A 26,374-nucleotide genomic window follows, 5' to 3' on the forward strand; every position below is an offset into this window, starting at 1 on the left:
CGTGGCAAGGCTTCGACAAGCTCAGCCCGGGAGGGGGAGGCGGGCGGGATGTGCGGCGGATCGTTCGCCCTGAGCCTGTCGAAGGGCGGCGAACGAGGGCGCTTGCCTAAATTCGGTCGCGGGTGGTCTGGCGGCGCGTGGATGCGAAGAACGCGCGTGCGTCATCGCAGTCGCGCGCGATGCCCGCCTTGAGCTGGTCGAGCCCGTCGTACTTCAGCTCGTCGTGCAGTTTGTGCAGCAGATCCACCCGGATGATTTTACCGTAGGCCTCCTGGGAGCCGAGCTGCGCCGGCCACTCGAGGCAGTGCGTCTCCAGCAGCACCCGTCCGCCGTTGACGTCGTCCGGGTCCAGCGAGGGCCGGATGCCCAGATTGGCCACCCCCGGTAGCGGCTGCGCCGAAAGGCCGTGCACGTGCACCGCGAAAATGCCGCTGGCAGCAGGCTTCCAGTGGGAGAACCGCAGGTTCAGCGTGCGAAAACCCAGCTCGCGGCCGAGCTTTCGCCCATGCACCACGTGGCCGCTGATGCTGTAGGACCGGCCCAGCAAGGCGGCCGTCCCGTCGAGGTCCCCTCGCGAGAGCGCGTCGCGGACAGCCGAACTGGAGACGCGCAGCTTGTGCACCTCGTAGCTGTTCATGCGGGCGACATCGAAGCCCAGCGCGGCGCCGCAGGCATCGAGCAGGGAATAGTCGCCGGCACGCCTGGACCCGAAACGAAAGTCGTCGCCCACGAGCACATAGCGGGCCCCCAGGCCCTGCACCAGCACCTGGTCGATGAAGGCCTGGGGGCTCAGGCTGGACAGTCGCGCGTCGAACGGCAGCACCACGCACTGCTCGACGCCGCAGGCAGCCAGCTCGCAGAGCTTGTCCCGCAGGGTGGCGATGCGTGCCGGCGCAAGATCCGGCTTGCGCAGGGCGGCGGCGAAATAGTCGCGCGGATGAGGCTCGAAGGTGAGCACGCAGCTGGTCACTCCCCGGTGCCGCGCCTCGCTGTTCAGCAAGGCCAGCATGGCCTGGTGCCCGCGGTGCACGCCATCGAAGTTGCCGATGGTCAGCGCACACGCCGGGGCCACGCCGGGGTGATGGAAGCCGCGGAAGATCTGCATCGCTTGCTCGATATGTTTTTGATAGCGCTGCGTGCCCGTGTGGCGGGGCCCGCCATCACATCCGTGGATGTTGAAAGGAGTTATATTGTCCTCGCTATCGCTGTCAGTGCTTTGCCGAACCGGAAGGAGGCGTTGCTTGAAGGTCTTGAAGCTGTCCGCCCAGGGGCTGCCCCAGTCCTGGATTTCGCTCGAGCAAGCGGTGCTGCACTACGCGGCGGACGAAGTGCGGTGGGAAGTGGGCGCGCAGATCGCGATCTTCCGGGGCGGCCACAACGCGATGACGGGCGAGCAGTCGATCATCGGCGTGAGCAGCATCATCGGCACCAAGGGCGTGCCCAACATCAATCCCTTCGACCTGCGCCCGGGCCTCACCAACAGCAAGCTGTTCGCGCGTGACCGCAACATCTGCGCCTACTGTGGCGCCCGGTTCGAGGACAGCTTCCTGACCCGCGAACACATCATTCCGTTTGCCCAGAACGGACGTGACCACTGGATGAACGTCGTCACGGCCTGCCGCGCGTGCAACCACCGCAAGAGCAACCGCACCCCCGAACAGGCGCGCATGCCCCTGCTGTACACACCTTACGTGCCCAGCTTGTGGGAAGACTTCATCCTGCGCAACCGGCGCATCCTGGCCGACCAGATGGAGTTCCTGATGGCGCACCTGCCCAAGTCGTCCCGGCTGCATTCGTAGCGGCCGTTGCGCCGGCGCCGACCTCGGGATAATCCCGGGTTCCATGAAGAACATCGTGATCCTTATCTCCGGAGGCGGCTCCAACATGGCGGCCATCGTCCGGTCCGCCCAGCGCGGTGCCTGGGACGCCGCGCTCGGTGCACGGGTCGCGGCCGTGATCAGCAACCGGCCGGATGCGGGCGGCCTGGCATTCGCACGCGAGAACGGCATCGCCACCGCCGTCGTGGATCACAAGGAGTTCCCGAGCCGCGAAGCATTCGAGGACGCGTTGCGCCGCGCGGTCGACGTGCACGCCCCGGCACTGGTGGTGCTGGCGGGGTTCATGCGCATCCTCACGCCGGCTTTCGTCGAGCACTACGCGGGGCGGCTGCTGAACATCCATCCGTCGCTGCTGCCGGCCTTCCCCGGCCTGCACACGCACCAGCGCGCCATCGAGGCGGGTTGCCGGGTGGCCGGCGCGACGGTCCACCAGGTGACGGCGGAACTCGATCATGGGCCGATCCTGGAGCAGGCGGTGGTGCCGGTCATGCCAGACGACACGGCCGACACGCTGGCTGCGCGCGTGCTGACCCAGGAACACCGCATCTATCCCCGGGCCATTGCCCGTCTGCTACGCGAGGGCTGAAACATGCATCCCAAAGCACTTCTGGATGCCTGCGCCGAGTTGGTGGCCCTGGTACTCAGGCTGGAGCACCCGGCCGACGCAGTCGTGTCACGTTATTTCCGCGACCACCGGCAACTCGGCCCGCGCGAGCGCGCGACGCTGGCCGAGACCGCCTACACGGTGCTGCGCAAGAAACTGCTGTTCGAGCACCTCGCGCGCAGCGGCAGCGGACCACGCGAGCGGCGCATGTCCATCCTCGGCTTCGCGGGGCCGCGAGACTTCCTCCAGAGCGCCTTGGCGGAGACCGAGCGTCGCTGGCGCGATACGTGCGATGCGGTCCAGCCGCAGGACCTGATGGAGCGCCACCGGCACAACCTGCCGGAGTGGCTGGCCACGGCCCTGAAGGCCCAGGTGGGCAGCGAGTTCATGGCGCTGGCCGACAGCCTCAACCGTCCGGCACCGCTTGATCTGCGCGTGAACACATTCCAGGGCCGGCGCGATGAACTGCGCGAGGAGCTCAGGCGCCACGGTATCGCCAGTGAGCCCACCCCCTATTCGCCGTGGGGTCTGCGGCTGGCCGACAAGCCTCCGCTCACCCGGCTCGATGCGTTCGCCCGAGGCGCCATCGAAGTGCAGGACGAAGGATCGCAACTGCTGTGCGCGATGGTCGACGCCAAGCGCGGCGAGATGGTGGTCGATTTCTGCGCCGGCGCCGGCGGCAAGACCCTGGCCCTGGGTGCGGCCATGCGCAATACCGGCCGGCTGTATGCCTTCGACGTGGCGGCCCACCGGCTGGACGCCCTCAAGCCACGGCTTGCCCGCAGTGGCCTGTCCAACGTGCACCCGGCGGCGATCGCGCATGAGCGAGATGAGCGCGTCAAGCGTCTAGCCGGCAAGATCGACCGGGTCATCGTCGATGCGCCCTGTTCGGGTCTCGGAACGCTGCGGCGCAATCCCGACCTGAAATGGCGCCAGTCGCTCGAATCGATCCAGGAGATGCAGGCCAAACAGTTGTCGATCCTGCGCAGCGCAGCCCGTCTGCTCAAGCCGGGCGGACGGCTGGTCTACGCCACCTGCAGCCTGGTGCGCGAGGAAAACGAGCAGGTGGCGGAGCAGTTCGAGCAGGCCGAGGCGGGGTTCCTGCCCTTGAAGGCGGTGGAAGCCCTGGCCCCGTTGAAACTCGCGGACCCGGGCGCGCTGTGTGCCGGCCCAGAAGCGCGCTGGTTGCGGCTTTGGCCGCACCGGCACGAAACCGACGGGTTCTTCGCCGCGGCCTGGGTGCGCTCATGAGCCATGGCTCATGGGTGCAACATCCGATGAGGCCGCGTTATTGAACCCTCGGCCCTAGAATCGCTCCTACGTCTATTCACCCTTTCGACCTAGCCACCTCTATGCTCCTTCCCGACTGGCCCGCCCTGCACGCGGCGCTCGAACTCCTCGCCCATGGCCTCTGGGACCTGAGCTGGTGGCAGATCGTCCTGTACACCCTGGTGACCACGCATATCACCATCGCCAGCGTCACCATCTTCCTGCACCGGACCCAAGCGCACCGCGCGATGGACCTGGGCAAGATTCCCTCTCATTTCTTCCGCTTCTGGCTCTGGATCGGCACCGGCATGGTGACCAAGGAGTGGGTGGCCATCCACCGCAAGCACCATGCCAAATGCGAGACGGAAGACGATCCCCATAGCCCGCAGACCCGCGGCATCGAGACCGTGCTGTGGAAAGGCGCCGAGTTGTATCGCGCCGAGGCCAAGAACAAGGAAACCCTGGCCAAGTTCGGCCACGGCACGCCTGATGACTGGATCGAGCGCAACCTGTACTCGCGCTTCAGCTGGCAAGGCGTGGGCCTGATGCTGCTGCTGAACCTGTCGCTGTTCGGCGCCATCGGGCTCACGGTCTGGGCGGTGCAGATGCTCTGGATCCCCATCACGGCGGCCGGCATCATCAACGGCATCGGACATTACTGGGGCTATCGCAATTTCGAGGCGCCCGATGCCAGCACCAACGTCTCGCCCTGGGGCGTGCTCATCGGTGGCGAAGAGCTGCACAACAACCACCACACCTATCCGACCGCGGCCAAGTTCTCGGTCAAGCCGTACGAGTTCGACATCGGCTGGGTCTACATCAGCCTGATGCAAAAGATCGGCTGGGCCAAGGTCAAGAAGGTGCCGCCCAAACTGCGCGTGGGTGCCGTGCGGCCGGTTGCGGACGAGAACACGCTCGAGGCGCTGATCAACCACCGCTACGAAGTCATGGCCCGTTACGGCCGCGAACTGCGTCGCGCCTGCAAGGACGAGCTGGCCCTGCTGAAGTTGCGTGGGGCCGATGGCACTGTGCTGAAGAGCGCCAAGCGCTGGCTGCACCGTGACACGGAGCGCGTGCCCGCCGATGCGCGTACCCAACTAGCGCAGGCTCGGCAGGCGCACCCGGTGCTCGACAAGATGCTCACCATGCGCGAAGAGCTGCGCCAGATGTGGCTGAATACGTCGGTATCGCGCGAGCAGCTCGCAGCCGACTTGCAGGCCTGGTGCCGCCGCGCCGAGGAAAGCGGCATTGCACGGCTGCAGCAGTTCGCCGTAGGCCTGCGCGCGGTGCACGCCTGATCGAGTCGTGTGAGGGGCCCCACAGTCGAGGGTGGGGCCGTCGAGAAATGAAGAAGCCCCGCATGGCGGGGCTTTTTCATGGGGCTCGGCCGCCGTCAGCGGTCGAGTCCGGTTACTTGAGCTTGACTTCCTTGTACTCGACGTGCTTCTTGGCCTTCGGGTCGAACTTCATGATGGCCATCTTTTCGGGCATGGTCTTCTTGTTCTTGTCCGTGGTGTAGAAGTGGCCGGTGCCCGCGGTGGACTCCAGCTTGATCTTCTCGCGTCCGCCTTTGCTTGCCATGGTGCTGCTCCTCAGGGATTAGGCTTGGCCGCGGGCACGAAGGTCCGCCAGCACGCTGTCGATACCGTTCTTGTCGATCAGGCGCAACGCGGCGCTCGAGACACGCAGTCGCACCCAGCGGTTTTCGCTTTCGACCCAGAAACGGCGGTATTGCAGGTTCGGAAGGAACCGGCGCTTGGTTTTGTTGTTGGCGTGGGAAACGTTGTTCCCGACGATCGGGCCCTTGCCCGTCACTTCGCAAACGCGTGACATGCGATGCACTCCAGTCATGAATAACGGCGGTCACTGTCGTGAGCGCCTCACCTCGCCGGTAGGGTGGCGGTAACCCATCTGCCGGCCCCTCACGGGAAACAGCAAAGCCCGCGATTATAGGGGGGGCCTTGCCGGCTCCGTCGGATCAGGTCTCCTGCTCGAGGAATCGCTGTGCGTCCAGCGCGGCCATGCAGCCGGTGCCGGCGCTGGTGATCGCCTGGCGGTACACGTGATCCTGCACGTCGCCGGCGGCAAAGACGCCCGGCACGCTGGTCATGGTGGCGAAGCCGTTCAGGCCCGAGCGCGTGACGATGTAGCCGTCCTTCATCTCCAGCTGGCCCTTGAAGATCTCGGTGTTGGGTGAGTGGCCGATCGCGATGAAGCAGCCCTGCAGGGCCAGGTCTTCGGTGGCGCCGCTACGGGTGTCGCGCAGGCGCACGCCGGTCACCCCGGTGTCGTCGCCCAGCACCTCGTCCAGCGTCTGGAACAGCTTGAGCTCGATCTTGCCTTCGGCGACCTTCTGCATCAGCTTGTCCACCAGGATGGGCTCCGCGCGGAACTTGTCGCGGCGATGCACGAGGTAGACCTTGCTCGCGATGTTGGAGAGATACAGCGCCTCTTCCACCGCCGTGTTGCCGCCGCCGATCACGCAGGTGACCTGGCCGCGGTAGAAGAAGCCGTCGCACGTGGCGCAGGCGCTCACGCCCTTGCCCATGAAGGCTTCTTCGGAGGGCAGGCCGAGGTAGCGCGCCGAGGCACCGGTGGCCAGGATGAGCGCGTCACAGGTGTAGGTGCCGCTATCGCCCACCAGGGTGAACGGGCGCTGCTTCAGGTCTACCGTATGGATGTGATCGAACACGATCTCCGTGTTGAAGCGCTGCGCGTGCTCCAGGAAACGCTGCATGAGTTCGGGGCCCTGCACCCCGTTGACGTCGGCCGGCCAGTTGTCCACTTCGGTCGTGGTCATGAGCTGGCCGCCCTGGGCCATGCCGGTCACCAGGACGGGCTTGAGGTTGGCGCGGGCCGCATAAACGGCGGCGGTATAGCCGGCCGGGCCGGAGCCGAGGATGAGGACGTGAGCGTGCTGTGTATTCATCTGCTAATGGGTCGTGCGGAACTATTTCCGCGCGGTGTACATTCCGAGCCACGTCGGCAAGTATCGCCTTGCGCAGCCAACGAGGGTGCTCGCCGTTTCGATCAGGAAGATTGTAAGAACCGATGGCCAGCTGGACCGGCTACGAGGCGGATGGCCCCGGGGAAGGACGAGATGTCGATGCTTTCCAACCTGGAACTGATACGCCGGGTTCCGCTCTTCGCGCTCCTGACATCGGCCCAGGCCGAGTCCGTGTCCGATGCCGTGGTCAAGCGCCGGTTCAAGCGCGGAGAGATCATCGTGGAGCAGGGCGACAAGTCCAACACGCTGTTCATCATCCTCACGGGCCGCGCCCGCGTGATCACCGCCGACAAGCGTGGTCGTGAGGTCATCCTGGCCACGCTGCAGCCCGGGGACTACATTGGCGAGATGAGCCTCATCGACAACGAGGCGCATTCGGCCACCGTGCGCGCCGAAGTCCAGACCGACATGCTGTGCCTGGGCCGTGCCGAGTTCGCGCGCTGCCTGCCGGAGAACAGCTCCATGGCCTACGCGATCATGAAAGGCCTGGTGCAGCGCCTGCGCAGCGCGGATCGCAAGATCGAGTCGCTGGCATTGATGGATGTCTATGGCCGCGTGGCCCGGGCGCTGCTCGAGTTCGCCGCGCCCGACCGCGACGGCCAGATGGCCATCCGTGATCGCATCTCCCGGCAGGACATCGCCAAGATGGTCGGGGCGTCGCGCGAGATGGTCAGCCGCGTCATGAAGGACCTGGAAGACCGTGGCTTCATTCAGACACGCGAGGACGGATCGCTCCTCATCAAGGATCGGCTCAGTACGCTCGGCTAGTATCGGTCCACGCCCGGAGCGCCCGGGCAGTGCGACTTCTTGATGACCTACTCCCTCCATACCCTGCAAGGTGGCTCAGCCGGTGGTCGGCGCGAACCGGCCAAGAGCGGCCTGGGCCGCTTCACCCAAGAGTTCGGACTGCTGCTGGGCGCTGCCGGGCTGGTGTTCTGGCTGATCTCGCTCCTGAGCTATTCACCGCAGGACGCGGCGTTCTCAACCTCCGGCACGGCTTCCGCGACGGCCGCGGTGAACTGGGGTGGCCGCGTCGGCGCCTGGCTCGCCGACGGCAGTTACTTCCTGCTGGGCTTTTCAGCGTGGTGGTGCGTGGCCGCGGGCGTGCGCGCCTGGTTCTCCGCGCTGGGCCGCTGGACACAAGGTGGCGCCGTCGAGTCCATGGACCGCAGCCGGTTTTCACGCACCCGGACTGCCTTCTGGGCCGGCCTGCTGCTGCTGCTGTTGGCCAGCGCGGGTCTCGAATGGTCGCGCCTCTATCGGTTCGAGGGCTCGTTGCCCGACCACGCCGGCGGTGCATTGGGTTATGTGATCGGTCCCCTCGGGGTCCAGTGGCTCGGCTTCACCGGATCAGGCCTTGTCTTCATCGCCCTGCTGGTGATCGCCTCCGCGGTGGTCTTCCGTTTCTCCTGGGGTCGGCTGGCCGAGTCCATCGGTGCGCGCATCGATGGCTTCTTCGTCCAGCGCCGCGAGCAGCGCGAGATGCGGGAAGACCTGGCCTTGGGGCAGCGGGCCGCGCGCGAGCGCGAAGAGGTCGTGCTGGAAGAACGCATCGAGATCGAGGAGCACCACCCCGCACCGGTGCTGATCGAACCGGTGGTGGTCGAGGTGCCCAAGAGCGAGCGCGTCGCCAAGGAGCGCCAGAAGCCGCTGTTCAAGGAGTTGCCCGACAGCAAGCTGCCGCAGGTCGACCTGCTCGACGGCGCGCCCAACCGCCAGGAGACCGTGTCCACCGATACCCTGGAGATGACCTCCCGCCTGATCGAGAAAAAGCTCAAGGACTTTGGCGTCGAGGTGCGGGTGGTATTGGCCCAGCCGGGGCCGGTGATCACGCGCTACGAAATCGAGCCGGCCACCGGCGTCAAGGGGTCGCAGATCGTCAACCTGGCCAAGGACCTCGCGCGTTCGCTGTCGCTGGTATCCATCCGCGTGATCGAGACCATCCCGGGCAAGAACTTCATGGCCCTGGAATTGCCCAACGCCAAGCGGCAGTCGATCCGCCTGTCCGAGATCCTGGGATCGCAGGTCTACAACGAAGCCAAGTCCATGCTCACCATGGGCCTGGGCAAGGACATCATCGGCAACCCGGTGGTGGCCGATCTGGCCAAGATGCCGCACGTGCTGGTCGCCGGCACTACCGGCTCGGGCAAGTCGGTGGGCATCAACGCCATGATCCTGTCGCTGCTGTACAAGGCTGAAGCCCGCGACGTGCGCATTCTCATGATCGATCCCAAGATGCTGGAGATGTCGGTCTACGAAGGCATCCCGCACCTGCTCGCCCCGGTGGTCACCGACATGAAGCAGGCGGCTTATGGCCTGAACTGGTGCGTGGCCGAAATGGAGCGGCGCTACAAGCTCATGTCCAAGCTGGGCGTGCGCAACCTGGCCGGCTACAACACCAAGATCGACGAGGCGGCCGCCAAGGAACAGTTCATCTACAACCCCTTCAGCCTCACGCCGGACAGTCCCGAGCCGCTCGAGCGCCTGCCGCACATCGTGGTGGTGATCGACGAACTCGCCGACCTGATGATGGTGGTGGGCAAGAAGATCGAGGAGCTGATCGCCCGCCTGGCGCAGAAGGCGCGTGCCGCCGGCATCCACCTGATCCTGGCGACGCAGCGTCCCAGCGTCGACGTGATCACCGGCCTCATCAAGGCCAACATCCCGACCCGCATCGCGTTCCAGGTCTCCAGCAAGATCGACAGCCGCACCATCCTCGACCAGATGGGGGCCGAGAGCCTGCTGGGCATGGGCGACATGCTCTACATGGCCAGCGGCACCGGCCTGCCGGTGCGGGTACACGGTGCCTTCGTGAGTGACGAGGAGGTGCACCGCGTCGTCGCCTACCTCAAGGAGCAGGGCGGCGAGCCCAACTACATCGAAGGCGTGCTCGAAGGCGGCACCGTGGACGACGAGGGCGGCGGGGACCTGCTCGGCGGTGGCGATGGCGGCGAAAAGGACCCGATGTACGACCAGGCGGTCGAGGTGGTCCTCAAGAACCGCAAGGCCAGCATCTCCCTGGTGCAGCGGCACCTGAAGATCGGCTACAACCGCGCCGCGCGGCTGGTCGAGGACATGGAGAAAGCTGGCTTGGTCAGCTCCATGAACGGCCAGGGCCAGCGCGACATCCTGGTGCCCAGCCGCACCGAATGACCCAGCCCACCGGCCGCGCCTGGCGAACTTTGCCGGCGCGGTGTGCCCCAAGCTCCATGACCCGATCCTTCCTTCGACTCTTTCTCGCGCCCCTGTTCGCGCTGGCACTGACGGCCGCCGCGCAGGTCCGCGCCGACGGCCTGCAGGCGCTGGAAGCCTTCCTGCGAGAGGCCCGCAGCGGCCGCGCCGAGTTCACCCAGGTCGTCACCTCGCCCGCGCGAGAAGGCGAGACCGCCCGCAGCAAGACCTCCAGCGGCAGCTTCGCCTTCCAGCGTCCTGACCGGTTCAGGTTCGACTACAAGAAGCCGTTCGAGCAGACGCTGGTCGCCGACGGCGAGACGCTGTGGCTGTACGACGCCGACCTGAACCAGGTCACCGCCCGCGGCCAGGCGCAGGCGCTGGGCTCGACGCCGGCGGCCATCGTCACATCGGCACCCGACCTGCAGGCACTGCGCCAGCACTTCCAGTTGCAGGCCGCGCCCGCGCGCGACGGCCTGCAGTGGGTGCAGGCCACGCCCCGCGACAAGGAGGGGCAGGTCAGCCGCGTGCTGCTGGGCCTGCGCGGCACCCGTCTGGAGAGGCTGGAGATCCAGGACGCGCTGGGCCAGCGCTCGGTGATCACCTTCCACGACATGGAGCTGAACCCGGCGCTGCCGCCGGAAACCTTCAGGTTCCGGGCGCCGGCCGGCGCCGCGGTGATTCGCCAGTGAGTACGAGCCCCGGGTCGTGAGCCGCGCCAGCAAGCCCGTTGCGGCGGCCGTCCCGCTGGCCGAGCGGCTGCGCCCCCGCTCCCTGTCCGAGGTCATCGGCCAGCAGCACCTGCTGGGCGAAGGCATGCCGCTTCGCATCGCGTTCGAGTCTGGGCAGCCGCACAGCTGCATCCTGTGGGGACCACCTGGGGTGGGCAAGACCACCATCGCGCGCCTGATGGCCGATGCCTTCGATGCGCAGTTCATCACGATCAGCGCGGTGCTGGGCGGCGTGAAGGACATCCGCGACGCCGTGGAGCAGGCCCAGGCAGCGGCCAGCGGCCTGCAGCCGCAGCGCACCATCGTCTTCGTCGACGAGGTACACCGCTTCAACAAGAGCCAGCAGGACGCGTTCCTGCCGCACGTCGAATCGGGCCTGTTCACCTTCATCGGCGCGACCACCGAGAACCCGTCCTTCGAGGTGAATTCCGCGCTGCTGTCGCGGGCGGCGGTCTATGTGCTGCAGCCCCTGGCCGAGGACGATCTGCGCCAGCTGGTGCAGCGGGCCCAGGCCATCGGTGCCGTGCCGGCGCTGGAGGACGCGGCCTTGCAGCGCCTGCTGGCCTATGCGGACGGCGATGCCCGACGCCTGCTGAACACCCTGGAGACCCTGGCCGTGGCGGCCGGTGCGCAGTCGCTGGCGGGGATCACCGATGCCTGGCTGCTCAAGGTGCTGGGCGAGCGCATGCGCCGCTACGACAAGGGCGGCGAGCAGTTCTACGACACCATCAGCGCGCTGCACAAGAGCGTGCGCGGCTCCGATCCCGATGCCGCGCTGTACTGGCTGGTGCGCATGCTCGATGGCGGGGCCGACCCGCGCTACATCGCGCGCCGCCTGATCCGCATGGCGGCCGAGGACATCGGCCTGGCCGACCCGCGCGCCTTGCGGCTCGCGCTCGATGCGGCCGAGGTCTACGAACGACTCGGCTCGCCCGAAGGCGAGCTGGCGCTCGCCGAATGCGTGGTCTACCTGGCGGTGGCGGCCAAGTCCAACGCCGTCTACACGGCCTACAAGCAGGTCCGCGCCCTGGTGGGGCGCGAGGGCACCCGCCCGGTGCCCATGCACCTTCGCAACGCGCCCACGCAGCTGATGAAGGACCTGGACTACGGCAAGGGCTACCGCTATGCGCACGACGAGCCGGGCGGCTTTGCGGCGGGCGAAAACTACTTCCCCGAGGGCATGGGCAGCCCGCGCTTCTACCAGCCGGTCGAGCGCGGGCTCGAGCTGCGCATCGCTGAAAAGCTGCGCCAGCTGCGAGAGCGCGACGGCTCGCCCGGGCAAGGCAAGGACGAGTGAGCGGCCTCTCCGCCAAGACGGGAAAACCCCCGGGATCGACGGCCTGCCGCCGACCGGCACGCCGATAGAATCCGCGCCACTCGAACCCGCACCTGGCGGGTTTTTTGCTGAGGCCTGGCGAGGGAACACGGAGGGGCGACGCGAATGGACATCCTGCTGCAGCAGATCATCAACGGTCTGGTCCTGGGCAGCATGTATGCCCTGGTGGCCCTGGGCTACACCATGGTCTACGGCATCATCAACCTGATCAACTTCGCGCATGGCGAGGTGCTGATGATCGGCGCCATGACCAGCTGGGCGATCATTTCCCTGATGCTCGATGCCTGGCCCGGCCTGCCCGGCTGGATGGTCCTCGCAGTGGCCTTGGTCATCTCCTGCGTGGTGGCCGCGGCGCTGAACTTCACCATCGAGAAGGTGGCCTACCGGCCGCTTCGCAACAGCCCCAAGCTGGCTCCCCTGATCACCGCCATCGGCATGTCGATCCTGCTGCAGACGCTGGCGATGATCATCTTCAAGCCCAATTACAAGCCGTACCCCACCTTGCTGCCCAACACGCCCCTGCCCATCGGCGGCGCGGTGATCACGCCCACGCAAATCATGATCCTGGGTTTCACCGCGATCTCCCTGGCGGTGCTGATGTACATCGTGCACTTCACGCGCCTGGGCCGGGCCATGCGGGCCACCGCGGAGAACCCGCGCGTCGCCGCTCTGATGGGCGTGCGGCCCGACACGGTGATCTCGGCCACCTTCATCATCGGCGCGGTGCTGGCCACGATCGCCGGCGTGATGTACGCCTCCAACTACGGCACCGTGCAGCACACCATGGGTTTCCTGCCGGGCCTCAAGGCCTTCACCGCGGCGGTGTTCGGGGGCATCGGCAACCTCGCGGGTGCCGTGGTGGGCGGGCTGCTGCTCGGGCTGATCGAAGCCATCGGATCGGGTTACCTCGGCGCGCTCACCGGCGGTGTGCTGGGCAGCCACTACACCGACATCCTCGCCTTCGTCGTCCTGATTGGCATCCTGACCCTGCGACCCTCGGGCCTGCTCGGCGAGCGGGTGGCCGACCGCGCCTGAAATCCACGTCCGCATGCCGCCCTTCCTCAAGGACACTCGCTCGCTGGCCGTGTCGGCCGTCGTGCTGCTGCTGCTGCCCCTGCTGCTGCAGGCCGCGGGCAACTTCTGGGTCCGCATCGCCGACACCGCGCTGCTCTACGTGCTGCTGGCCGTGGGCCTGAACATCGTCGTCGGTTACGCCGGGCTGCTGGACCTGGGCTATGTGGCCTTCTTCGCCATCGGCGCCTACCTCTACGCTCTCATGGCCTCGCCGCACCTGGCCGACACTTTCGCGTGGTTCGCCCAGATGTTCCCGCAGGGGCTGCATGCGTCCATCTGGCTGGTGGTGCCGTTGGGGGCGCTGCTGGCGGGAATCCTCGGGGTGCTCCTGGGGGCGCCCACGCTGCGCTTGCGCGGCGACTACCTGGCCATCGTCACCCTGGGCTTCGGCGAAATCATCCGCATCTTCCTGAACAACCTCGATCATCCGGTGAACATCACCAACGGCCCCAAGGGGCTGGGGCAGATCGACTCCATCTCCGTCCTCGGGCTCAACCTGGGACGACGCCTGGAGATCGGCGAGTTCAGCATGTCCTCGGTCACGCTCTACTACTACCTGTTCCTGGGGCTGGTCGTGCTCAGCGTCATCGTCTCGCACCGGCTCGAACGCTCGCGGGTGGGCCGCGCCTGGATGGCCATTCGCGAAGACGAAATCGCCGCCCGGGCCATGGGCATCAACACGCGCAACCTCAAGCTCCTGGCCTTCGGCATGGGCGCGAGCTTCGGTGGCGTCTCCGGCGTCATGTTCGCCGCGTTCCAGGGCTTCGTCTCGCCCGAATCCTTCAGCCTCATGGAGTCGGTGATGATCGTCGCGATGGTGGTGCTCGGTGGCCTCGGTCACCTGCCCGGCGTCGTTCTCGGGGCGGTGCTGCTGGCGGCGCTGCCCGAGGTGCTGCGCTGGGTCGCTGGCGCCTTCGACCTGCAGCAGGTCACCGGCGGCCGGCTCGATCCGGCCATCCTGCGCCAGTTGCTGATCGCACTGGCCATGATCGTCATCATGCTGCTGCGGCCACGCGGGCTGTGGCCGTCGCCCGAGCACGGCAAGTCATTGCCCGCCAAGTCATGAGCAGCGCGGTCGCATCGTCCGCGCAGGTCCCGGTGCTGCGGGTGCGGGGCGTCTCCAAGCGCTTTGGCGGGCTGCAGGCGCTGTCGGACGTGGGCCTGGCCATCGAGCGCGGCCAGGTCTACGGCCTCATCGGGCCCAACGGCGCCGGCAAGACCACCTTCTTCAACGTCATCACCGGCCTCTACGCGCCCGACAGCGGCAGCTTCGAGCTCGACGGCCAGCCGTACCGGCCGAGCGCCGTGCACGAGGTGGCACGGGCCGGCATCGCCCGCACCTTCCAGAACATCCGCCTCTTTGCCGACATGACGGCTTTGGAAAACGTCATGGTCGGTCGCCACGTGCGCACCGGCTCCGGGGTGTTGGGGGCCATCCTGCGCACCCAGGTGTTCCGGCAGGAAGAAGCCGCCATCGCCGGGCGGGCGCGCGAGCTGCTCGAGTACGTGGGCATCGCCCGCTACGCCGATTTCAGGGCGCGCACCTTGTCCTACGGCGACCAGCGCCGCCTGGAGATCGCGCGCGCGCTGGCCACCGACCCGAAGCTGATCGCCCTGGACGAACCGGCCGCCGGCATGAATGCCACCGAGAAACTGCAGCTGCGCGAGCTGATCGACCGCATCCGCCGCGACGGCCGCACCATCTTGCTGATCGAGCATGACGTGAAACTCGTCATGGGCCTGTGTGACCGCGTCACCGTGCTGGACTACGGCAAGCTGATCGCGCAGGGCACGCCGGCCGAAGTGCAGCGCGATGAGCGGGTGATCGAAGCCTATCTCGGGACCGGAGGGCACTGACATGGACCAGCCCCTGCTGCAGGTCGACGGCCTGCAGGTCGCCTACGGCGGCATCGAGGCCGTCAAGGGCGTCGACCTCGAAGTTCGCGAGGGTGAGCTCGTGTCGCTGATCGGCTCGAACGGCGCGGGCAAGACCACCACGATGAAGGCCGTGACCGGCCTCCTGCCGCTGGCCGGCGGCGATATCCGCTACCGGGGCCAGAGCATCCGCGGCCGGGGCGCCTGGGACCTGGTCCGCGAGGGCCTGGCCATGGTGCCGGAAGGCCGCGGCGTCTTCGCCCGCATGACCATTGCCGAAAACCTGCAGATGGGCGCGCATATCCGTCGCGATTCAGGCGGCATCGCCGCGGACCTGGACAAGGTGTTCGCGATCTTCCCGCGCCTGAAGGAGCGGCGTGCGCAGCTCGCCGGCACGCTCTCGGGGGGCGAGCAGCAGATGCTCGCGATGGGCCGCGCCCTCATGAGCCGTCCGCGCCTGCTGCTCCTGGACGAGCCCTCGATGGGCTTGTCGCCCCTCATGGTGGACAAGATCTTCGAGGTCGTGCGCGAGGTGCACGCCCAGGGCGTGACCCTGCTGCTGGTCGAGCAGAACGCCAGCCGCGCCCTGCAGATCGCCGACCGGGGCTACGTGATGGAGTCGGGCTTGGTCACCATGAGCGGGCCCGGACGCGACCTGCTGGTCGATCCCAAGGTGCGCGCCGCCTACCTCGGCGAATAAGCGGCCATTCGGAGAAAAAAGCGCCCACCAGCCGAAGCCGGTGGGCGCTGTCGCTTTCGCTTTCCCTGAGCTTCTTGAATTCGGTCAATAGCGCCACTGAAGGCCCAGGCTGGTGGAGCGCACCCCGCGGTCGCCGGTGCTGAACCTGAAGTCGTGGTTCTCCCATTCGAGGCTGGCCGACAGCGTCGGTGAGAAGTCCCAATTGAGCGCGGCCCCATAAGACAGGCCGAAGCCCGAGCCCGCGCCCTGGCGCTGCGCCAGTCCCGCGGTGGTGGCCGATTGCCCGTAGGTGGTGCCCAGCTTCCCGTAGGCACTGAGGCTGTCCATGATCGAAAAGCGCCGCACCAGGCTGAAGTTCACCCCCTGTGCCCGCGAGAGGCCGCCATCGAATTCCAGCCGGCCCGTGTCGACCAGGCCGAGCTCGGCGCCCCAGCGCGGACTCCACATGCCACGGCTCCACAGACGCATGGCCGGATCGCCCGGCTCGCATCCGGGCGCCGTGCAGCGCATGCCATAGCTCGATCGGCCGATCTGGAGGCCGATGGACTCGCTCTCCACCCCCGGCTTGAGCAAGAGCTGCGCGGTGCGCACCTCAGGGCCCGACTGCGCCCACGCCCCGCCCGTGAGGATGCACAAGATGCAGGCTGGCAACAGGCGCATGGCAGGTCTCATGGCGGGCTTTCGAAGGGTGGTGCCGAAGCTCCAATCTAGCCAACTGCCGACCTAGGCCAAGTGGGACCTTCCCTACAGCCTTGTAGGACAAGGGATGTCAGTCGACCTTGGCGCCCGAGGCCTTCACGATCTTTTCGTACTTGGCCAGCTCGAAGCGCATGAAGGTGTCGAACTGCTCCGGCGTGCTGGGTACGGGCTCGGCCATCAACTGGGCGAAACGGGTCTTGGTCTCGGGAGCCTGCAAGGCGGCGGTGAAGGCGCGGCTGAGGGTTTGCAGCGTCTCGCGCGGCGTGCCCGCCGGGGCCACCAGCCCCCACCAGGTGTCGATGGAAAAGCCTTGCAGCATGTCCGCCACCGGCGGGATGTCGGGCAGGTAGGGCGAGCGCTGCAGCGTGGTCACCGCCAGTGCCTTGAGCCGGCCCGAGCGAATGTTGGGGGCGGCGGTGGCGAGGTTGTCGAAGTTGAAGTCGACCTGGCCGGACAGCAGCGCCAGCTGCGCCGGGTTGCCCCCGTTGTAGGGAATGTGCACCGCGAAGATGCGGGCGTCGCGCTTGAACATCTCGCCGGCCAGGTGGCCGGCGCTGCCGTTGCCGCCACTGCCGTAGTTCAGGCGTGCCGGATTGGCCCGGGCATAGGCGATCAGGTCGGCGAGGGTGTTGATCTTCAGGCGCGCGGCGGTGTCGGCGTTCACCACCAGCACGTTGGGCACCCGCACCATCTGCGTGATGCCGGCGAAGTCCTTGGCCGCGTCGTACGGCATCTTGCTGAAGAGCCAGGGGTTGATCGCGTGCGTGGCCACCGCGGAGATGCCGATGGTCTGGCCGTCCGGCGCGGCCTTCGCCACGGCATCGGCGCCGATGTTGCCGCCGCCGCCGGGACGGTTTTCGATGATCACGGTGCCCAGCGTGTCGCGCACCCGTTCGGCCAGCAGCCGCGCCGTCACATCGATGGGTCCCCCGGGTGCGTAAGGCACGATCAGGCGAATCGGACGCGAGGCCGGCTGCGCCCGGCCGATCAGCGGCGCGGCCAGGGCGGCCGCAGCGAGGACGAGGGTGGATCTACGTTGCATGGCCGGTATTTTGCCGGCAGCGATGCCCCCCTTGCGAGCTCAGCAGCGAGTAGGTAGATTGCATTCGTTTCGATGAATGGATGGAGTGCATATGGTGAAGGATCCCATCGCCGTCATGCAGCTGCTGGCCCAGGCCGTGGCGGCGCACGCGGCCGGTGACCTGCAGGAGGCGAGAAGCGGTTACGGGCGGGTCCTCGAGGTCGACCCCGAACACCTCGATGCCCTGCGCCTGCTGGCCGGCGTGCAGGCCGACCAGGGCGACGTCGATGAAGCCATCGCAGCCACGCAGGAGGTGCTGCGCCTGCACGATCACGCCAAGGATCATGAGTTCATGAGTTCGCTCTTGACCGCGGCCAGGCGTCGGGCCGAAGCGCTGGCACATATCGAGCGCTCGATCGAGCTCGATGCGGGCGTGGCGAGCGCCCACTGCCAGCGGGGCACGCTGCTGGTCCACGCGGGGCGGCTGCAGGAGGCAATGGCCAGCTTCGAGCAGGCGCTGCACACCGAACCAGGCCACATCGACTCGCTCGTGGGCCGCGGACTCGCGTACGAGCGTTTGAATCGTCTGGACGAGGCGGTTGCCAGCCATGAACGCGCCATCGAGCTGGACCCCGACGGCGTGGCGCCGCTCGCGGGCCGCGCCCGGCTGCACCAGCTCATGGGCGAGTTCGGTCAGGCCCTGCGCCTCTACGACCAGGTGATCGAGCGGGGAAGCGGAAAAGACCGCGCCGCGGCCCGGTACGGCAAGGCTTGCACGCTGCTGGCGCTGGGCGACTACGCGCAGGGCTGGCCGCTGTATGAACACCGTTGGGACACTCTCCCCAGGCGCAAGCTTCCCAGTGCGCGCTGGACCGGCCAAGAGAGCCTGGAGGGCCGCACCCTCCTGCTCTACGCGGACCAGGGGCTGGGGGACACGCTGATGAACGCGCGTTTCGCGGCCGACCTGGCGCAGGCCGGTGCGCAAGTGGTCATGGAGGTGCAGCCGAGCCTGGTGCCGCTGCTGCAGGGCCAGTGCGGCATCGCGCAGGTCCGGCCCCTGGGGGGACAGCCGCCGCCGCACGACTTCAACTGCCCGCTGTTCTCGCTACCGGCGGCCCTGCGCCTGCGGCTCGATACCGTGCCCGCGCGGGCTGGCTACCTGCGCGCCGACCCGGCTCGAAAGGCGCAGTGGGCCCGGCGCCTCGGGCCGCGCACGCAGCCCCGGGTCGGACTGGCCTGGTCCGGTTATGGCGGGCATTCACAGGACCACCGGCGAAGCATTCCGTTCGCGCAGTTCGCATCGGCATTGCCCGCCGGGTGGGACTATGTGAGCCTGCAGGCCCATGCGCGCCCCCATGAGTGCCAGGCGGTCGAGTCGTTCGCGCCGATGCGGCGGTTCGAGTCCGAGCTGACCGATTTCGCCGAGACCGCGGCCCTGGTGAGCCAGCTCGACCTGGTGGTGACGGTGGACACCAGCGTGGCGCACCTGGCGGGAGCCCTGGGTGTTCCCAACTGGATCCTGCTTCACCACCCGCCCGATTACCGCTGGCTGGCCACCGGCGAGTGGTGCCCCTGGTACGCCCGATCGAAGCTGCTGCGGCAGGGGCCCGACCAGAGCTGGCCGCCCGTCCTGCAGCGGGTGCGTCGCGACCTGGAGCGCTGGGTCATGGCCGGCGACCTGGTGCTGGCCACGTGATCACGCCGGGGGCGCAGGACACGCGGCGACAGGTGGTCGCCCGGTTCTTCAAGGCCGTGGGCTTGCAGCAGGCCGGCGACTGGGACCAGGCGCGCCGCGCCTTCGAAGACGTGCTGAGCCTCGATCCCGTGCATGCGGATGCGCTCTGGCTGCTGGGCGCCATGCTTCATGACCAGGCGGATTACGAGGCCTCGCGCCAGTGCCTCGACCGCGCCGTGGCGCTGCGGCCGCACGATGCCGCCATTCGCCGCATGCTGGGAGCCGCCCTTGTCCGTTTGAAGCAGACCGACGCAGCGCTGGAGCAGTTCGACCTGGCCATCGAACTGAAGCCCGACCTGGCCGCCGCCCATGCCAGCCGGGCCACGACGCTTCATCGCATCGGGCGTGTGGGCGAAGCGGTGGCCGGGTACGACCGAGGCATCGAGCTGGCGCCGGACTGCGCCGACTACCACGTCAACCGAGGCGCGGCTCGCCAGGACCTCGACCAGCAAGACCTCGCTCGCGCCGACTACGACCGTGCGATCGCCCTCGAACCGCGCTCCCACCTCGCCTTCATGAACCGGGGAACGCTGTGGCACGAGCTGGGTCACCTGGCGCGGGCGCAGGCCGATTTCGATCGTGCGCTCGAGATCGAGCCCGGGCATCCGGAGACGCTCTACAACAAGGCATGCACCCACCTGATCCAGGGCCAGTGGGCGCAGGGCTGGGCCATGCTCGATGCGCGCTGGAAGCTGGAGGCCAATCGCCATCGGGTTTTCGACCGGCCGGTCTGGACGGGGCAGCCGATCGAAGGTCGAACGGTGCTGCTGCAATCCGAGCAAGGGCTGGGCGACACCTTGATGCTGGCGCGCTTCGCCCGCGAGGTGACGGCTCTTGGGGGGCGCGTGCTCCTGCAGGTCCAGCCCCCGCTGCGGCGCGTGCTCTCCCGGCTCGAGGGCGTCGACGAGCTGTTCGCAACGTCCGCCGCTTCGCCGCCCCACGACTGGTTCTGCCCCTTGTTCACGCTGCCGCACGCGCTGGGCGTGAATCTTCAAACCGTGCCGGGCCGCGGCGGCTACCTCGAGCCCGAACCCGAACTCGTGCGGCAATGGGACCAGCGGCTGGGGCCCCGCGAAGGCTTGCGAGTGGGCCTGGTGTGGTCGGGCAATCCCAGGCACCGCAACGACCATCGCCGCAGCATCCCGTTGCAGCGCATCCTGCGGGCGCTGCCCGACGACTGCGAGCCGGTGAGCCTGCACAAGGAAGTGCGTGAGGCCGACGCGCCGTTCCTGGGCGCGCATCCGCGGCTGCGTCACTTCGGGTCGCAGCTGGGCGACCTGGCGGACACCGCGGCCTTGTGCGCGCACATGGACCTGGTGTTGACCGTCGACAGCTGCGTGGCGCACCTGGCGGGCGCACTGGGGCGGCCCACCTGGATCCTTCTGCCCGTCGCACCCGACTACCGGTGGTTGCGCGAGGGCGAGGACTGCCCCTGGTACGCCTCGGCAAGGCTGTGGCGCCAGGGGCCGGACCGCGACTGGGAGCCGGTGCTGCAGCGCGTGCGCCAGGGCCTGGAGCAGCGACTCAGTCGCGGTGCTTGTCCGCCTCGCTGGTGAACGCGTCGGCAAAGAACTCGTCGGGCGACAGGCCTGCGCGGGCGCAATAGTCTTCACGCGCCGACTCCACCACGATGGGCGCTCCGCAGGCATACACCTGGTGACCCGACAGGTCGGGGTGGTCTTCCAGCACGGCCCGGTGCACGAAGCCCGTGCGGCCGGTCCAGTTGTCTTCGGGCAGTGCGTTCGAGATGACCGGCACGTAACGAAGATGCGGCATCTCCTGGCAGCGCGCGCGGATCCAGTCATCGAGGTACAGGTCTTGCGGCCGGCGCCCGCCCCAATACAGGGTGGCCGGTCGGGCTATGCCCTTGAACTGCATGTGCTCGATCACCGCCTTGATGGGCGCGAAGCCGGTGCCCGACGCGAGCAGGATGAGGGGCTTGTCCGAGTCCTCTCGCAGGAAGAAGCTGCCGTACGGTCCTTCCAGCCTCAGGATCTCTTTCTCCTTCATGGCGGTGAACACGTGGTCGGTGAACTTGCCCCCGGGCATGTGGCGGATGTGCAGTTCGATCACCGGCACCGGCGGCGCACCGCCTTCCGCGCGCATCAGGGTGTGCGGCGCGTTGGCCATCGAATAGCTGCGACGATCGCCGTCGCGCAGGATGAACTCGACGTACTGCCCCGCGTGGTAGCGCATCGTGTCGTTGGCCGGCAGCTGCATGCGCACGATCATCACGTCGTGCGAACGCTTATCCAGTGCCTGCACGCGCGACGGCATCTTGCGGATCGGGAAGGCGCTTTCGTCGGTGACCTGGCGCGATTCGAGCACCAGGTCGCTGCCCGGAAAGGCGCTGCAGGTCAGCACGTAACCGGCGGCTTCCTCGGCGGCATTCATGGCCTTGCTCTGGTGGGCCCGGTGCGAGACCTCGCCCTCGAGCTTCTTGCATTTGCAGGAGCCGCAGGCGCCGTCCTTGCATCCGTAGGGCAGCCCGACGCCCTGGCGGATGGCGCCGGCCAGGACGGTCTCGCCAGGTTCCACGCTGAAGCTGCGGCCGCTGGGCTGCACGGTGACCTGGAACGGGCCCGCCTGGGCCGTGGCACTCGTCATCTTCTATATCCTCGGGTGTTTCGTACTGCGATGGTTCAGCGATTTTGCCTTCAAACCAGACCCCCCTCGGAGCGCTGCCGGCGCGCTTCCGCCGGGAACGCGTCCTGATCATCGGTTGCGGCGACGTCGGGCTGCGCGTGGCCCGGGCGGGCCATGCCAGGGTTCGCCTGCTGGCCCTCACCTCGTCGCCCGCGCGGGTGCCGCAACTGCGCGAGCGGGGCATCACGCCCTTGCGGGGTGACCTCGACCTGCCCCAGTCCCTGGCCCGGCTTGCCGGCCTGGCCACCCGCGTGGTGTACCTGGCGCCGCCACCGGCCGCCGCACAGCCCTGGTGGCAAGACCCGCGCTCGGCGGCGCTCCTGCGATCCCTGCGCAGGCGCACGCCGCCCCGGTCCCTGGTGTACGGGTCCACCACCGGTGTGTATGGTGACCGTGGCGGCGCGTGGATCGATGAGACTGCCGCCGTGGCGCCAGCCACGCCGCGCGCCCACCGACGCGTCCATGCCGAGTCGATGGTGCGCTGGTTCGGACGCGGCAGCGGCACGCGCAGCAGCATCCTTCGCATACCCGGCATCTATGCGGCCGATCGCGCGGGCGGCGCGCGCGAGCGCCTGCAGCGCGGCATGCCGGTGCTTCGTGCCGAAGACGATGTCTACACCAACCACATCCATGCCGACGACCTGGCCCAGGTGGTGCTCGCCAGCCTCTGGCGCGGCAGGCCGCAGCGCATCTACCACGCGAGCGACGACAGCGAGCTGAAGATGGGGGACTACTTCGACCTCGCGGCCGACTTGTACGGCCTCCCCAGGCCCCCGCGCATCGCCCGGGATGCCGCATCAGCCGTGTTGCCGGTGGGCGTGCTGAGTTTCATGGGCGAATCGCGCCGCTTGCGCAATCGCCGGCTGGCCGACGAGCTGCGAGTGCGCCTGCGTTACCCCACCGCGCGCGAAGGTCTCGTCGGGCCGCCCTGAGTCAATCGGCGCGCAGCGGCGGCAGCAGCAGCGGCGCCGGGCGGCCGTAGCTCGCGGCGAGTGGCGCCAGGACGTCCCGCTCGAGTCGCTCACGCGTGCGCCGTGCCAGCAAAGGCGAGCCGGTCTCCCGCAAGGTGCTTTCCACCTGACCGAGTCGCTGGTACGCCACGTCGGCAGCGCTGACACCCATCATGCCGGTGTCGGCAGCGCCTTCCAGGAAACGGGTGCCCAGCTCGAACGCCCGCTGGCCGATCCGGTCTTCGACATAGCGCGACACCTGTGGCCGCAGCGTGACAGGAAACACCGGCAACGACTCTCGCAGGAATTGCCGGCGCTGCTGCACCAGTTCGAGCAGCTCCTGCAGTTGCGTGGGAGCGCCCAGCGCCGCGGGGCGAACCGCTTCGATCGCACGGTCCTCCATGAAGGGTTGTTCGAGCAGGCGCCCCAGTCCATCGCCCAGGGCCGCGCGCTCCGGCGCCAGGGCATAGCGCTGCTGCCCCGGCAGCCACACCAGCCCCGAACCTGCCCGTGCGAAGTGGGCTTCGAACCGGCGCTGGAACGCGGCATGCTTGACCTGCGCCTGCACCTTCAATCGCTCGGCCGCCTCGGCGCCCAGCAGGGGTGTCGCGGCGACCTGCTGCAGCAGTCGCTCGTGGGCTGGGCCGAGTTCCTGCGCGCCTGGGCGCATCCATTCGTGCGGCCCGCGCGACAGCAACCGGGCCTGGCGTTCGATGAGCGCGTGAGCCGACTTCAGCCGCGCCACGCTGGCCGCGAAGGCGACCGGCGAGGTGGCGGGCTCGAACAGGCTGGACGGGCGCAAACGCGCGAGCTGGTCTTCGGCCGCCAGCAGTTCGTGACGATCCAGCCACTGCGCGTGCAGGGTGGACATGCCCCTGGAGACGGTGCACCACATGCCCCACCGCACCCGCTCGACCAGTGCCTGGAGCTGCGACGGGGGCAGGGCCGTCGACGCGTGGAACAGCTCCAGGCTGCGCAGGGCGCCTCCCGACAGCTCGGCATGCAGGCTGTAGCGCACCAGCATGCGCATGGCCTCGGGGTCTGCCGTGTCGGGGTCCTGCAGCGAGCGCAGCGCCGCGATGGCCCGGTCGAGTTCCTGCACGGCGGCGAGATGGCGCGCCATGCTGGCATGGGCAGGCAGCTCCTCCAGCCCCGCGCCCGAGGATGCCGCGCCGGGGCCCGCCAGTTGCACGGGCGAGGTGCAATCGGTGCCGACCAGCGCCTCGCCCGACACCGGATGACGACCCACGCCGCTGAGGCTCGCCACGCGCGCGTCGAGCTCGCGCCGAATGGTCTCGACCACGATCTGGCTGAAGGCCCTGTCGATGCGCGCGGCAGCCCGTTCCTCGAGGTCGTCGAACGCATGCCAGGACCCGGGCATCACGAGCGACCAGCTGGTGTCGTCGCGCAGCCGCTCCACCGCCGACAGCAGGGCCATCGCACGTTGGCGATACCAGTCCGGGTGAACCTGGTCGCGTTGAGTGAAGCTGCTGCGCAGCAACTCGTCCGCGCGCAGCTGGTTCAGCACCTGCGTGAGCTCTTGCTGCCACGGCTGCAGGCGCAGCGTGGCGAAAGCCAGTCCCACGGCCCAGGCAGCCAGGACCCCCATGACCAGCAGGCGCAGCGCCGAGCGACGACGACGGGCGGTCACATTCCCGCCCCGCCCGTGGCCGAGAGCAGGTTGCGCAAGGGCCAGGTCTGCCACAGCCACAGGATCTCCGAGGCGACGAGCAGGCTCACGGCCACCACCAGGTGAGGTATCCATCGGCGCGCGCGCAGCCGCAGTCGTCGGGCAGTGCGTTTCATGAGGGCAGGCGCATGGGGCGGTGGTGGGCTACGCGCCTGAGGCTAACCAGCGGTCGACCCGGTAGCGTCGGTTCGGTGCTGCACGTCTTGTGGGAAGACACCTCATGTTCGGCGCGGGTCAATGGTTGACTTGCGCCCGCCCTTTGGCCACCCTAGGCGGCATCCGAACACACTCGTCGAAGGAAACCATGGCCGCTGCCGCCGCTGACCACCTGTTGCACGACTTGGGCCACGCGCTGGGCCTGGAGCTGGCGTTCGACGAGGCGGGGTTATGCCGGCTGGTGGTCGATCGGCAATGGCATGTTGGCATCTTGTTCGATGCCGGCCGGGATCACCTGGTGCTCACGTGCCCTCTGCACACCCCGCAGGCCGACACGCTGGACCCCGCCTGGCTGCTGCTGATGCTCAAGGGCAATTGCACGGCCATCGGCGGCGTGCCGGCCACGCTGTCCGTGGCGCCGGACGGCTTTCCCTGTGCGCAGGCCGACATACCTGTGCGCGACACCGGCTTGCGAACCCTGATGCGCCGCCTGGAGCAGTTGCTGGAAGTCGCTCAAGCGTGGTCGACACGGCTGTCGCAGCCACCGGGAGATGCCGCATCGGTGCGCAAGAGGCCCCAGCCGAGGCTCATGGCCTAGGGTGCTGCACGGCGCCGTGCAGGCGCTTGCTGAAACAGACCTGGTTGCGCGGCGGCCGGCCGTCGCCATCGAGCAGTCGGTACTTCACCCGATCTGCCGTGCGACGCACGAAGAGCAGACCCAGCCCGCCGATCTGTCGTTCCTCGAGGGCCAGCGTGGTGTCGGGTTCGGGCACCAGCAGGGGGTTGAACGGCGGTGCGCTGTCGGTGAGGCTCACGCAGATGGCGCCGCGCACGATGCGGGCCTCGACCAGCACCGTGCCGCTGGGGTCCTCGTGGTACAGCCAGGTGGACAGCTCGGACGCTCCTCGGAAGCTGGCGTAGCTCTGGGCCGCTTCGACAAAGGCCTGCTGGGTGATTTCCTCGGCGTCGGTTCCCCAGCCGATGTGCTTGACGATGAACCGATAGAGCCGGTGCTGATGGGTTTGCACCAGCTGTCGGAAGAGCGCTTCGTCTGCGGGGGCAGGTGTGCGCGGAAGTCCTTCAGGCTGACTCAGGGGCGCCTGGACAGGAGACTCAGCTGGGGCGGGGTGGGCAATCACGGGCAGCTCCAAGGACTACGGTTCAGCCGTAAATTGCCTCAGAACTACTAGTTAGTCAAGGCGGTTAGTCCTTTTATAAGCAGTTCGATCGCCCGCTGATGCGAAACGGGTGCGCCGTCGCGCGAGGTCTCATGCTCCACACACTGGCGCAGATGGGCATCGAGTGCCTCCCGTTCCGCGGCCGACACGGAGCCGGGTTCCCGGTGGACGGCTTGCAGCGCTTCCTTGAAGCCCGGTCCGGAGAGCACGGCAGAGAATCTGATGAGGGTGGCGAAATTGACCCCCTCGAAAACACCGGTCCGGTCGAGTACACGCTCGTCCTGGACGGTGCGCAGGTGAAGGGGCTCCGAGCGGATGGCGGGCAGGCCGAGTTCGGTGGCTGACATGGATGGGCGGGTCAGCCAGGCCATTGAGTCGGGAGATTCGGGATTACCCGAGCGATTGATTTCCTGCACGTCGCTGTCCGCCATCAACTGTCCCGAGTTCGACACGTTTTCATCCTTGTGAGATGGCCTGCCCTTCAGCCCGTCTGCTCGATGCCGCGCCATGGCATGCGCGGCTTCGAGTGGGAGGTGGCCGTTGCCTCTTGAATGGATATTGCTCATGAGGTGGTGATTAAATGCCCATGACTTGTAGTCTGCGGCAACGCCCGTATGTGGCCGAGGGCTGGAGGCAGTTCCGCCGCTAGCTTGTTAGATGTAACAGGCGCTTGGCGAATCTGTATCGGTGCCGG

Annotated in this window: 27 protein-coding genes; 16 read left to right on the forward strand and 11 right to left on the reverse strand. The window is 67.9% G+C overall.

The window, feature by feature from the left end:
- Window positions 1–106: 106 nt before the first annotated feature.
- Window positions 107–1,105 (reverse strand): bifunctional riboflavin kinase/FAD synthetase, encoded by a 999-nt coding sequence (locus tag JI739_RS11270; RefSeq protein WP_201683990.1) that lies wholly within the window; start codon window positions 1,103–1,105, stop codon window positions 107–109.
- A 136-nt stretch (window positions 1,106–1,241) separates the two neighbouring features.
- Here JI739_RS11270 and JI739_RS11275 point away from each other — a divergent pair, with 136 nt between their 5' ends.
- The 4 genes from JI739_RS11275 to JI739_RS11290 all read left to right on the forward strand — a co-directional run bounded on the left by JI739_RS11275 (window position 1,242) and on the right by JI739_RS11290 (window position 5,009).
- The gene (locus tag JI739_RS11275) at window positions 1,242–1,799 is read left to right on the forward strand and encodes an HNH endonuclease (protein ID WP_201683991.1); all 558 of its coding nucleotides are present in this window, start codon (window positions 1,242–1,244) and stop codon (window positions 1,797–1,799) included.
- A 43-nt stretch (window positions 1,800–1,842) separates the two neighbouring features.
- Window positions 1,843–2,424, forward strand: a complete 582-nt coding sequence (gene purN, locus JI739_RS11280; protein ID WP_201683992.1) for a phosphoribosylglycinamide formyltransferase — start codon at window positions 1,843–1,845, stop codon at window positions 2,422–2,424.
- 3 nt (window positions 2,425–2,427) lie between these two features.
- Window positions 2,428–3,693 (forward strand): RsmB/NOP family class I SAM-dependent RNA methyltransferase, encoded by a 1,266-nt coding sequence (locus tag JI739_RS11285; RefSeq protein ID WP_201683993.1) that lies wholly within the window; start codon window positions 2,428–2,430, stop codon window positions 3,691–3,693.
- A 101-nt stretch (window positions 3,694–3,794) separates the two neighbouring features.
- On the forward strand, window positions 3,795–5,009 hold the full coding sequence (locus JI739_RS11290; protein ID WP_201683994.1) for a DesA family fatty acid desaturase: 1,215 nt from the start codon (window positions 3,795–3,797) through the stop codon (window positions 5,007–5,009).
- Window positions 5,010–5,121: 112 nt separating this feature from the next.
- Here JI739_RS11290 and rpmG read toward each other — a convergent pair whose 3' ends face one another.
- The 3 genes from rpmG to trxB all read right to left on the reverse strand — a co-directional run bounded on the left by rpmG (window position 5,122) and on the right by trxB (window position 6,640).
- Window positions 5,122–5,292 (reverse strand): 50S ribosomal protein L33, encoded by a 171-nt coding sequence (rpmG, locus tag JI739_RS11295; RefSeq protein WP_201683995.1) that lies wholly within the window; start codon window positions 5,290–5,292, stop codon window positions 5,122–5,124.
- An 18-nt stretch (window positions 5,293–5,310) separates the two neighbouring features.
- Window positions 5,311–5,544: a 50S ribosomal protein L28 gene (rpmB, locus tag JI739_RS11300; protein ID WP_201683996.1), complete on the reverse strand. Its 234-nt coding sequence runs from the start codon at window positions 5,542–5,544 to the stop codon at window positions 5,311–5,313.
- 145 nt (window positions 5,545–5,689) lie between these two features.
- Entirely contained in the window at window positions 5,690–6,640 is a 951-nt protein-coding gene (trxB, locus tag JI739_RS11305) for a thioredoxin-disulfide reductase (protein ID WP_201683997.1), read from the reverse strand.
- 171 nt (window positions 6,641–6,811) lie between these two features.
- On the opposite strand from trxB, the gene JI739_RS11310 reads away from it, so the two are divergent.
- From JI739_RS11310 to JI739_RS11345, 8 genes are all read left to right on the forward strand, one after another.
- Window positions 6,812–7,486: a Crp/Fnr family transcriptional regulator gene (locus JI739_RS11310; RefSeq protein WP_201683998.1), complete on the forward strand. Its 675-nt coding sequence runs from the start codon at window positions 6,812–6,814 to the stop codon at window positions 7,484–7,486.
- Between the two features lie 42 nt (window positions 7,487–7,528).
- Complete coding sequence (locus JI739_RS11315) at window positions 7,529–9,871, forward strand: DNA translocase FtsK (protein ID WP_201683999.1); 2,343 nt, start codon at window positions 7,529–7,531, stop codon at window positions 9,869–9,871.
- Window positions 9,872–9,927: 56 nt separating this feature from the next.
- Entirely contained in the window at window positions 9,928–10,581 is a 654-nt protein-coding gene (gene lolA, locus JI739_RS11320; protein WP_201684000.1) for an outer membrane lipoprotein periplasmic chaperone LolA, read from the forward strand.
- Between the two features lie 16 nt (window positions 10,582–10,597).
- On the forward strand, window positions 10,598–11,917 hold the full coding sequence (locus JI739_RS11325; RefSeq protein WP_201684001.1) for a replication-associated recombination protein A: 1,320 nt from the start codon (window positions 10,598–10,600) through the stop codon (window positions 11,915–11,917).
- A gap of 144 nt (window positions 11,918–12,061) precedes the next feature.
- Window positions 12,062–12,991, forward strand: a complete 930-nt coding sequence (locus JI739_RS11330) for a branched-chain amino acid ABC transporter permease (protein ID WP_201684002.1) — start codon at window positions 12,062–12,064, stop codon at window positions 12,989–12,991.
- Window positions 12,992–13,004: 13 nt separating this feature from the next.
- Complete coding sequence (locus JI739_RS11335) at window positions 13,005–14,096, forward strand: branched-chain amino acid ABC transporter permease (RefSeq protein ID WP_201684003.1); 1,092 nt, start codon at window positions 13,005–13,007, stop codon at window positions 14,094–14,096.
- Window positions 14,093–14,887: an ABC transporter ATP-binding protein gene (locus tag JI739_RS11340; protein ID WP_201684004.1), complete on the forward strand. Its 795-nt coding sequence runs from the start codon at window positions 14,093–14,095 to the stop codon at window positions 14,885–14,887. Before JI739_RS11335 ends, JI739_RS11340 begins: the two co-directional genes overlap by 4 nt.
- A gap of 1 nt (window position 14,888) precedes the next feature.
- On the forward strand, window positions 14,889–15,605 hold the full coding sequence (locus JI739_RS11345) for an ABC transporter ATP-binding protein (RefSeq protein ID WP_201684005.1): 717 nt from the start codon (window positions 14,889–14,891) through the stop codon (window positions 15,603–15,605).
- Window positions 15,606–15,689: 84 nt separating this feature from the next.
- Here the strand turns inward: JI739_RS11345 and JI739_RS11350 are convergent, their stop codons facing one another.
- Together JI739_RS11350 and JI739_RS11355 are read right to left on the reverse strand one after the other, a co-directional pair.
- The gene (locus tag JI739_RS11350; RefSeq protein WP_201684006.1) at window positions 15,690–16,265 is read right to left on the reverse strand and encodes an outer membrane beta-barrel protein; all 576 of its coding nucleotides are present in this window, start codon (window positions 16,263–16,265) and stop codon (window positions 15,690–15,692) included.
- A gap of 109 nt (window positions 16,266–16,374) precedes the next feature.
- A complete protein-coding gene (locus JI739_RS11355) occupies window positions 16,375–17,346 on the reverse strand; it encodes a Bug family tripartite tricarboxylate transporter substrate binding protein (protein ID WP_201684007.1) in 972 nt (323 codons plus the stop codon).
- A gap of 94 nt (window positions 17,347–17,440) precedes the next feature.
- Here JI739_RS11355 and JI739_RS11360 point away from each other — a divergent pair, with 94 nt between their 5' ends.
- Window positions 17,441–19,021 (forward strand): tetratricopeptide repeat protein, encoded by a 1,581-nt coding sequence (locus JI739_RS11360; protein ID WP_354003713.1) that lies wholly within the window; start codon window positions 17,441–17,443, stop codon window positions 19,019–19,021.
- Window positions 19,018–20,616 carry a tetratricopeptide repeat protein gene (locus JI739_RS11365; RefSeq protein WP_201684009.1) on the forward strand — a complete coding sequence of 533 codons (1,599 nt, stop codon included), beginning with the start codon at window positions 19,018–19,020 and terminating at the stop codon, window positions 20,614–20,616. The genes JI739_RS11360 and JI739_RS11365 overlap by 4 nt, the downstream gene beginning before the upstream one ends.
- Here the strand turns inward: JI739_RS11365 and JI739_RS11370 are convergent.
- Window positions 20,585–21,667, reverse strand: a complete 1,083-nt coding sequence (locus JI739_RS11370) for a CDP-6-deoxy-delta-3,4-glucoseen reductase (RefSeq protein WP_201684010.1) — start codon at window positions 21,665–21,667, stop codon at window positions 20,585–20,587. The genes JI739_RS11365 and JI739_RS11370 overlap by 32 nt on opposite strands.
- A gap of 44 nt (window positions 21,668–21,711) precedes the next feature.
- Between JI739_RS11370 and JI739_RS11375 the strand changes: the two genes are divergently transcribed.
- Window positions 21,712–22,638: an NAD-dependent epimerase/dehydratase family protein gene (locus JI739_RS11375; protein ID WP_201684011.1), complete on the forward strand. Its 927-nt coding sequence runs from the start codon at window positions 21,712–21,714 to the stop codon at window positions 22,636–22,638.
- 1 nt (window position 22,639) lies between these two features.
- Here the strand turns inward: JI739_RS11375 and JI739_RS11380 are convergent, their stop codons facing one another.
- Together JI739_RS11380 and JI739_RS11385 are read right to left on the reverse strand one after the other, a co-directional pair.
- Window positions 22,640–24,307 carry a hypothetical protein gene (locus JI739_RS11380; RefSeq protein WP_201684012.1) on the reverse strand — a complete coding sequence of 556 codons (1,668 nt, stop codon included), beginning with the start codon at window positions 24,305–24,307 and terminating at the stop codon, window positions 22,640–22,642.
- Window positions 24,304–24,462 (reverse strand): hypothetical protein, encoded by a 159-nt coding sequence (locus tag JI739_RS11385; protein ID WP_201684013.1) that lies wholly within the window; start codon window positions 24,460–24,462, stop codon window positions 24,304–24,306. The genes JI739_RS11380 and JI739_RS11385 overlap by 4 nt, the downstream gene beginning before the upstream one ends.
- Window positions 24,463–24,650: 188 nt before the next feature.
- Here JI739_RS11385 and JI739_RS11390 point away from each other — a divergent pair, with 188 nt between their 5' ends.
- Window positions 24,651–25,100: a type III secretion system chaperone gene (locus JI739_RS11390; protein ID WP_201684014.1), complete on the forward strand. Its 450-nt coding sequence runs from the start codon at window positions 24,651–24,653 to the stop codon at window positions 25,098–25,100.
- On the opposite strand, the gene JI739_RS11395 is transcribed toward JI739_RS11390, so the two are convergent.
- Together JI739_RS11395 and JI739_RS11400 are read right to left on the reverse strand one after the other, a co-directional pair.
- Window positions 25,090–25,530 carry an ATP-binding protein gene (locus tag JI739_RS11395; RefSeq protein WP_354003714.1) on the reverse strand — a complete coding sequence of 147 codons (441 nt, stop codon included), beginning with the start codon at window positions 25,528–25,530 and terminating at the stop codon, window positions 25,090–25,092. The genes JI739_RS11390 and JI739_RS11395 overlap by 11 nt on opposite strands.
- 158 nt (window positions 25,531–25,688) lie before the next feature.
- Entirely contained in the window at window positions 25,689–26,246 is a 558-nt protein-coding gene (locus tag JI739_RS11400) for a hypothetical protein (protein ID WP_201684015.1), read from the reverse strand.
- Window positions 26,247–26,374 lie beyond the last annotated feature (128 nt).

It is taken from the genome of Ramlibacter aurantiacus (assembly GCF_016722895.1).
GTDB classification, from domain to species: domain Bacteria; phylum Pseudomonadota; class Gammaproteobacteria; order Burkholderiales; family Burkholderiaceae_C; genus Ramlibacter; species Ramlibacter aurantiacus.

What these genes read in the sequence shown, in the direction of transcription:
- trxB (WP_201683997.1), bottom strand. Translation starts at nt 6,640, where the DNA reads ATGAATACACAGCACGCTCACGTCCTCATCCTCGGCTCCGGCCCGGCC.
- JI739_RS11350 (WP_201684006.1), bottom strand. Translation starts at nt 16,265, where the DNA reads ATGCGCCTGTTGCCAGCCTGCATCTTGTGCATCCTCACGGGCGGGGCG.
- JI739_RS11285 (WP_201683993.1), top strand. Translation starts at nt 2,428, where the DNA reads ATGCATCCCAAAGCACTTCTGGATGCCTGCGCCGAGTTGGTGGCCCTG.
- JI739_RS11400 (WP_201684015.1), bottom strand. Translation starts at nt 26,246, where the DNA reads ATGAGCAATATCCATTCAAGAGGCAACGGCCACCTCCCACTCGAAGCC.
- JI739_RS11335 (WP_201684003.1), top strand. Translation starts at nt 13,005, where the DNA reads ATGCCGCCCTTCCTCAAGGACACTCGCTCGCTGGCCGTGTCGGCCGTC.
- rpmB (WP_201683996.1), bottom strand. Translation starts at nt 5,544, where the DNA reads ATGTCACGCGTTTGCGAAGTGACGGGCAAGGGCCCGATCGTCGGGAAC.
- rpmG (WP_201683995.1), bottom strand. Translation starts at nt 5,292, where the DNA reads ATGGCAAGCAAAGGCGGACGCGAGAAGATCAAGCTGGAGTCCACCGCG.
- JI739_RS11370 (WP_201684010.1), bottom strand. Translation starts at nt 21,667, where the DNA reads ATGACGAGTGCCACGGCCCAGGCGGGCCCGTTCCAGGTCACCGTGCAG.
- lolA (WP_201684000.1), top strand. Translation starts at nt 9,928, where the DNA reads ATGACCCGATCCTTCCTTCGACTCTTTCTCGCGCCCCTGTTCGCGCTG.
- JI739_RS11390 (WP_201684014.1), top strand. Translation starts at nt 24,651, where the DNA reads ATGGCCGCTGCCGCCGCTGACCACCTGTTGCACGACTTGGGCCACGCG.
- JI739_RS11385 (WP_201684013.1), bottom strand. Translation starts at nt 24,462, where the DNA reads ATGAAACGCACTGCCCGACGACTGCGGCTGCGCGCGCGCCGATGGATA.
- JI739_RS11330 (WP_201684002.1), top strand. Translation starts at nt 12,062, where the DNA reads ATGGACATCCTGCTGCAGCAGATCATCAACGGTCTGGTCCTGGGCAGC.
- JI739_RS11310 (WP_201683998.1), top strand. Translation starts at nt 6,812, where the DNA reads ATGTCGATGCTTTCCAACCTGGAACTGATACGCCGGGTTCCGCTCTTC.
- JI739_RS11355 (WP_201684007.1), bottom strand. Translation starts at nt 17,346, where the DNA reads ATGCAACGTAGATCCACCCTCGTCCTCGCTGCGGCCGCCCTGGCCGCG.
- JI739_RS11270 (WP_201683990.1), bottom strand. Translation starts at nt 1,105, where the DNA reads ATGCAGATCTTCCGCGGCTTCCATCACCCCGGCGTGGCCCCGGCGTGT.
- purN (WP_201683992.1), top strand. Translation starts at nt 1,843, where the DNA reads ATGAAGAACATCGTGATCCTTATCTCCGGAGGCGGCTCCAACATGGCG.
- JI739_RS11290 (WP_201683994.1), top strand. Translation starts at nt 3,795, where the DNA reads ATGCTCCTTCCCGACTGGCCCGCCCTGCACGCGGCGCTCGAACTCCTC.
- JI739_RS11315 (WP_201683999.1), top strand. Translation starts at nt 7,529, where the DNA reads ATGACCTACTCCCTCCATACCCTGCAAGGTGGCTCAGCCGGTGGTCGG.
- JI739_RS11345 (WP_201684005.1), top strand. Translation starts at nt 14,889, where the DNA reads ATGGACCAGCCCCTGCTGCAGGTCGACGGCCTGCAGGTCGCCTACGGC.
- JI739_RS11340 (WP_201684004.1), top strand. Translation starts at nt 14,093, where the DNA reads ATGAGCAGCGCGGTCGCATCGTCCGCGCAGGTCCCGGTGCTGCGGGTG.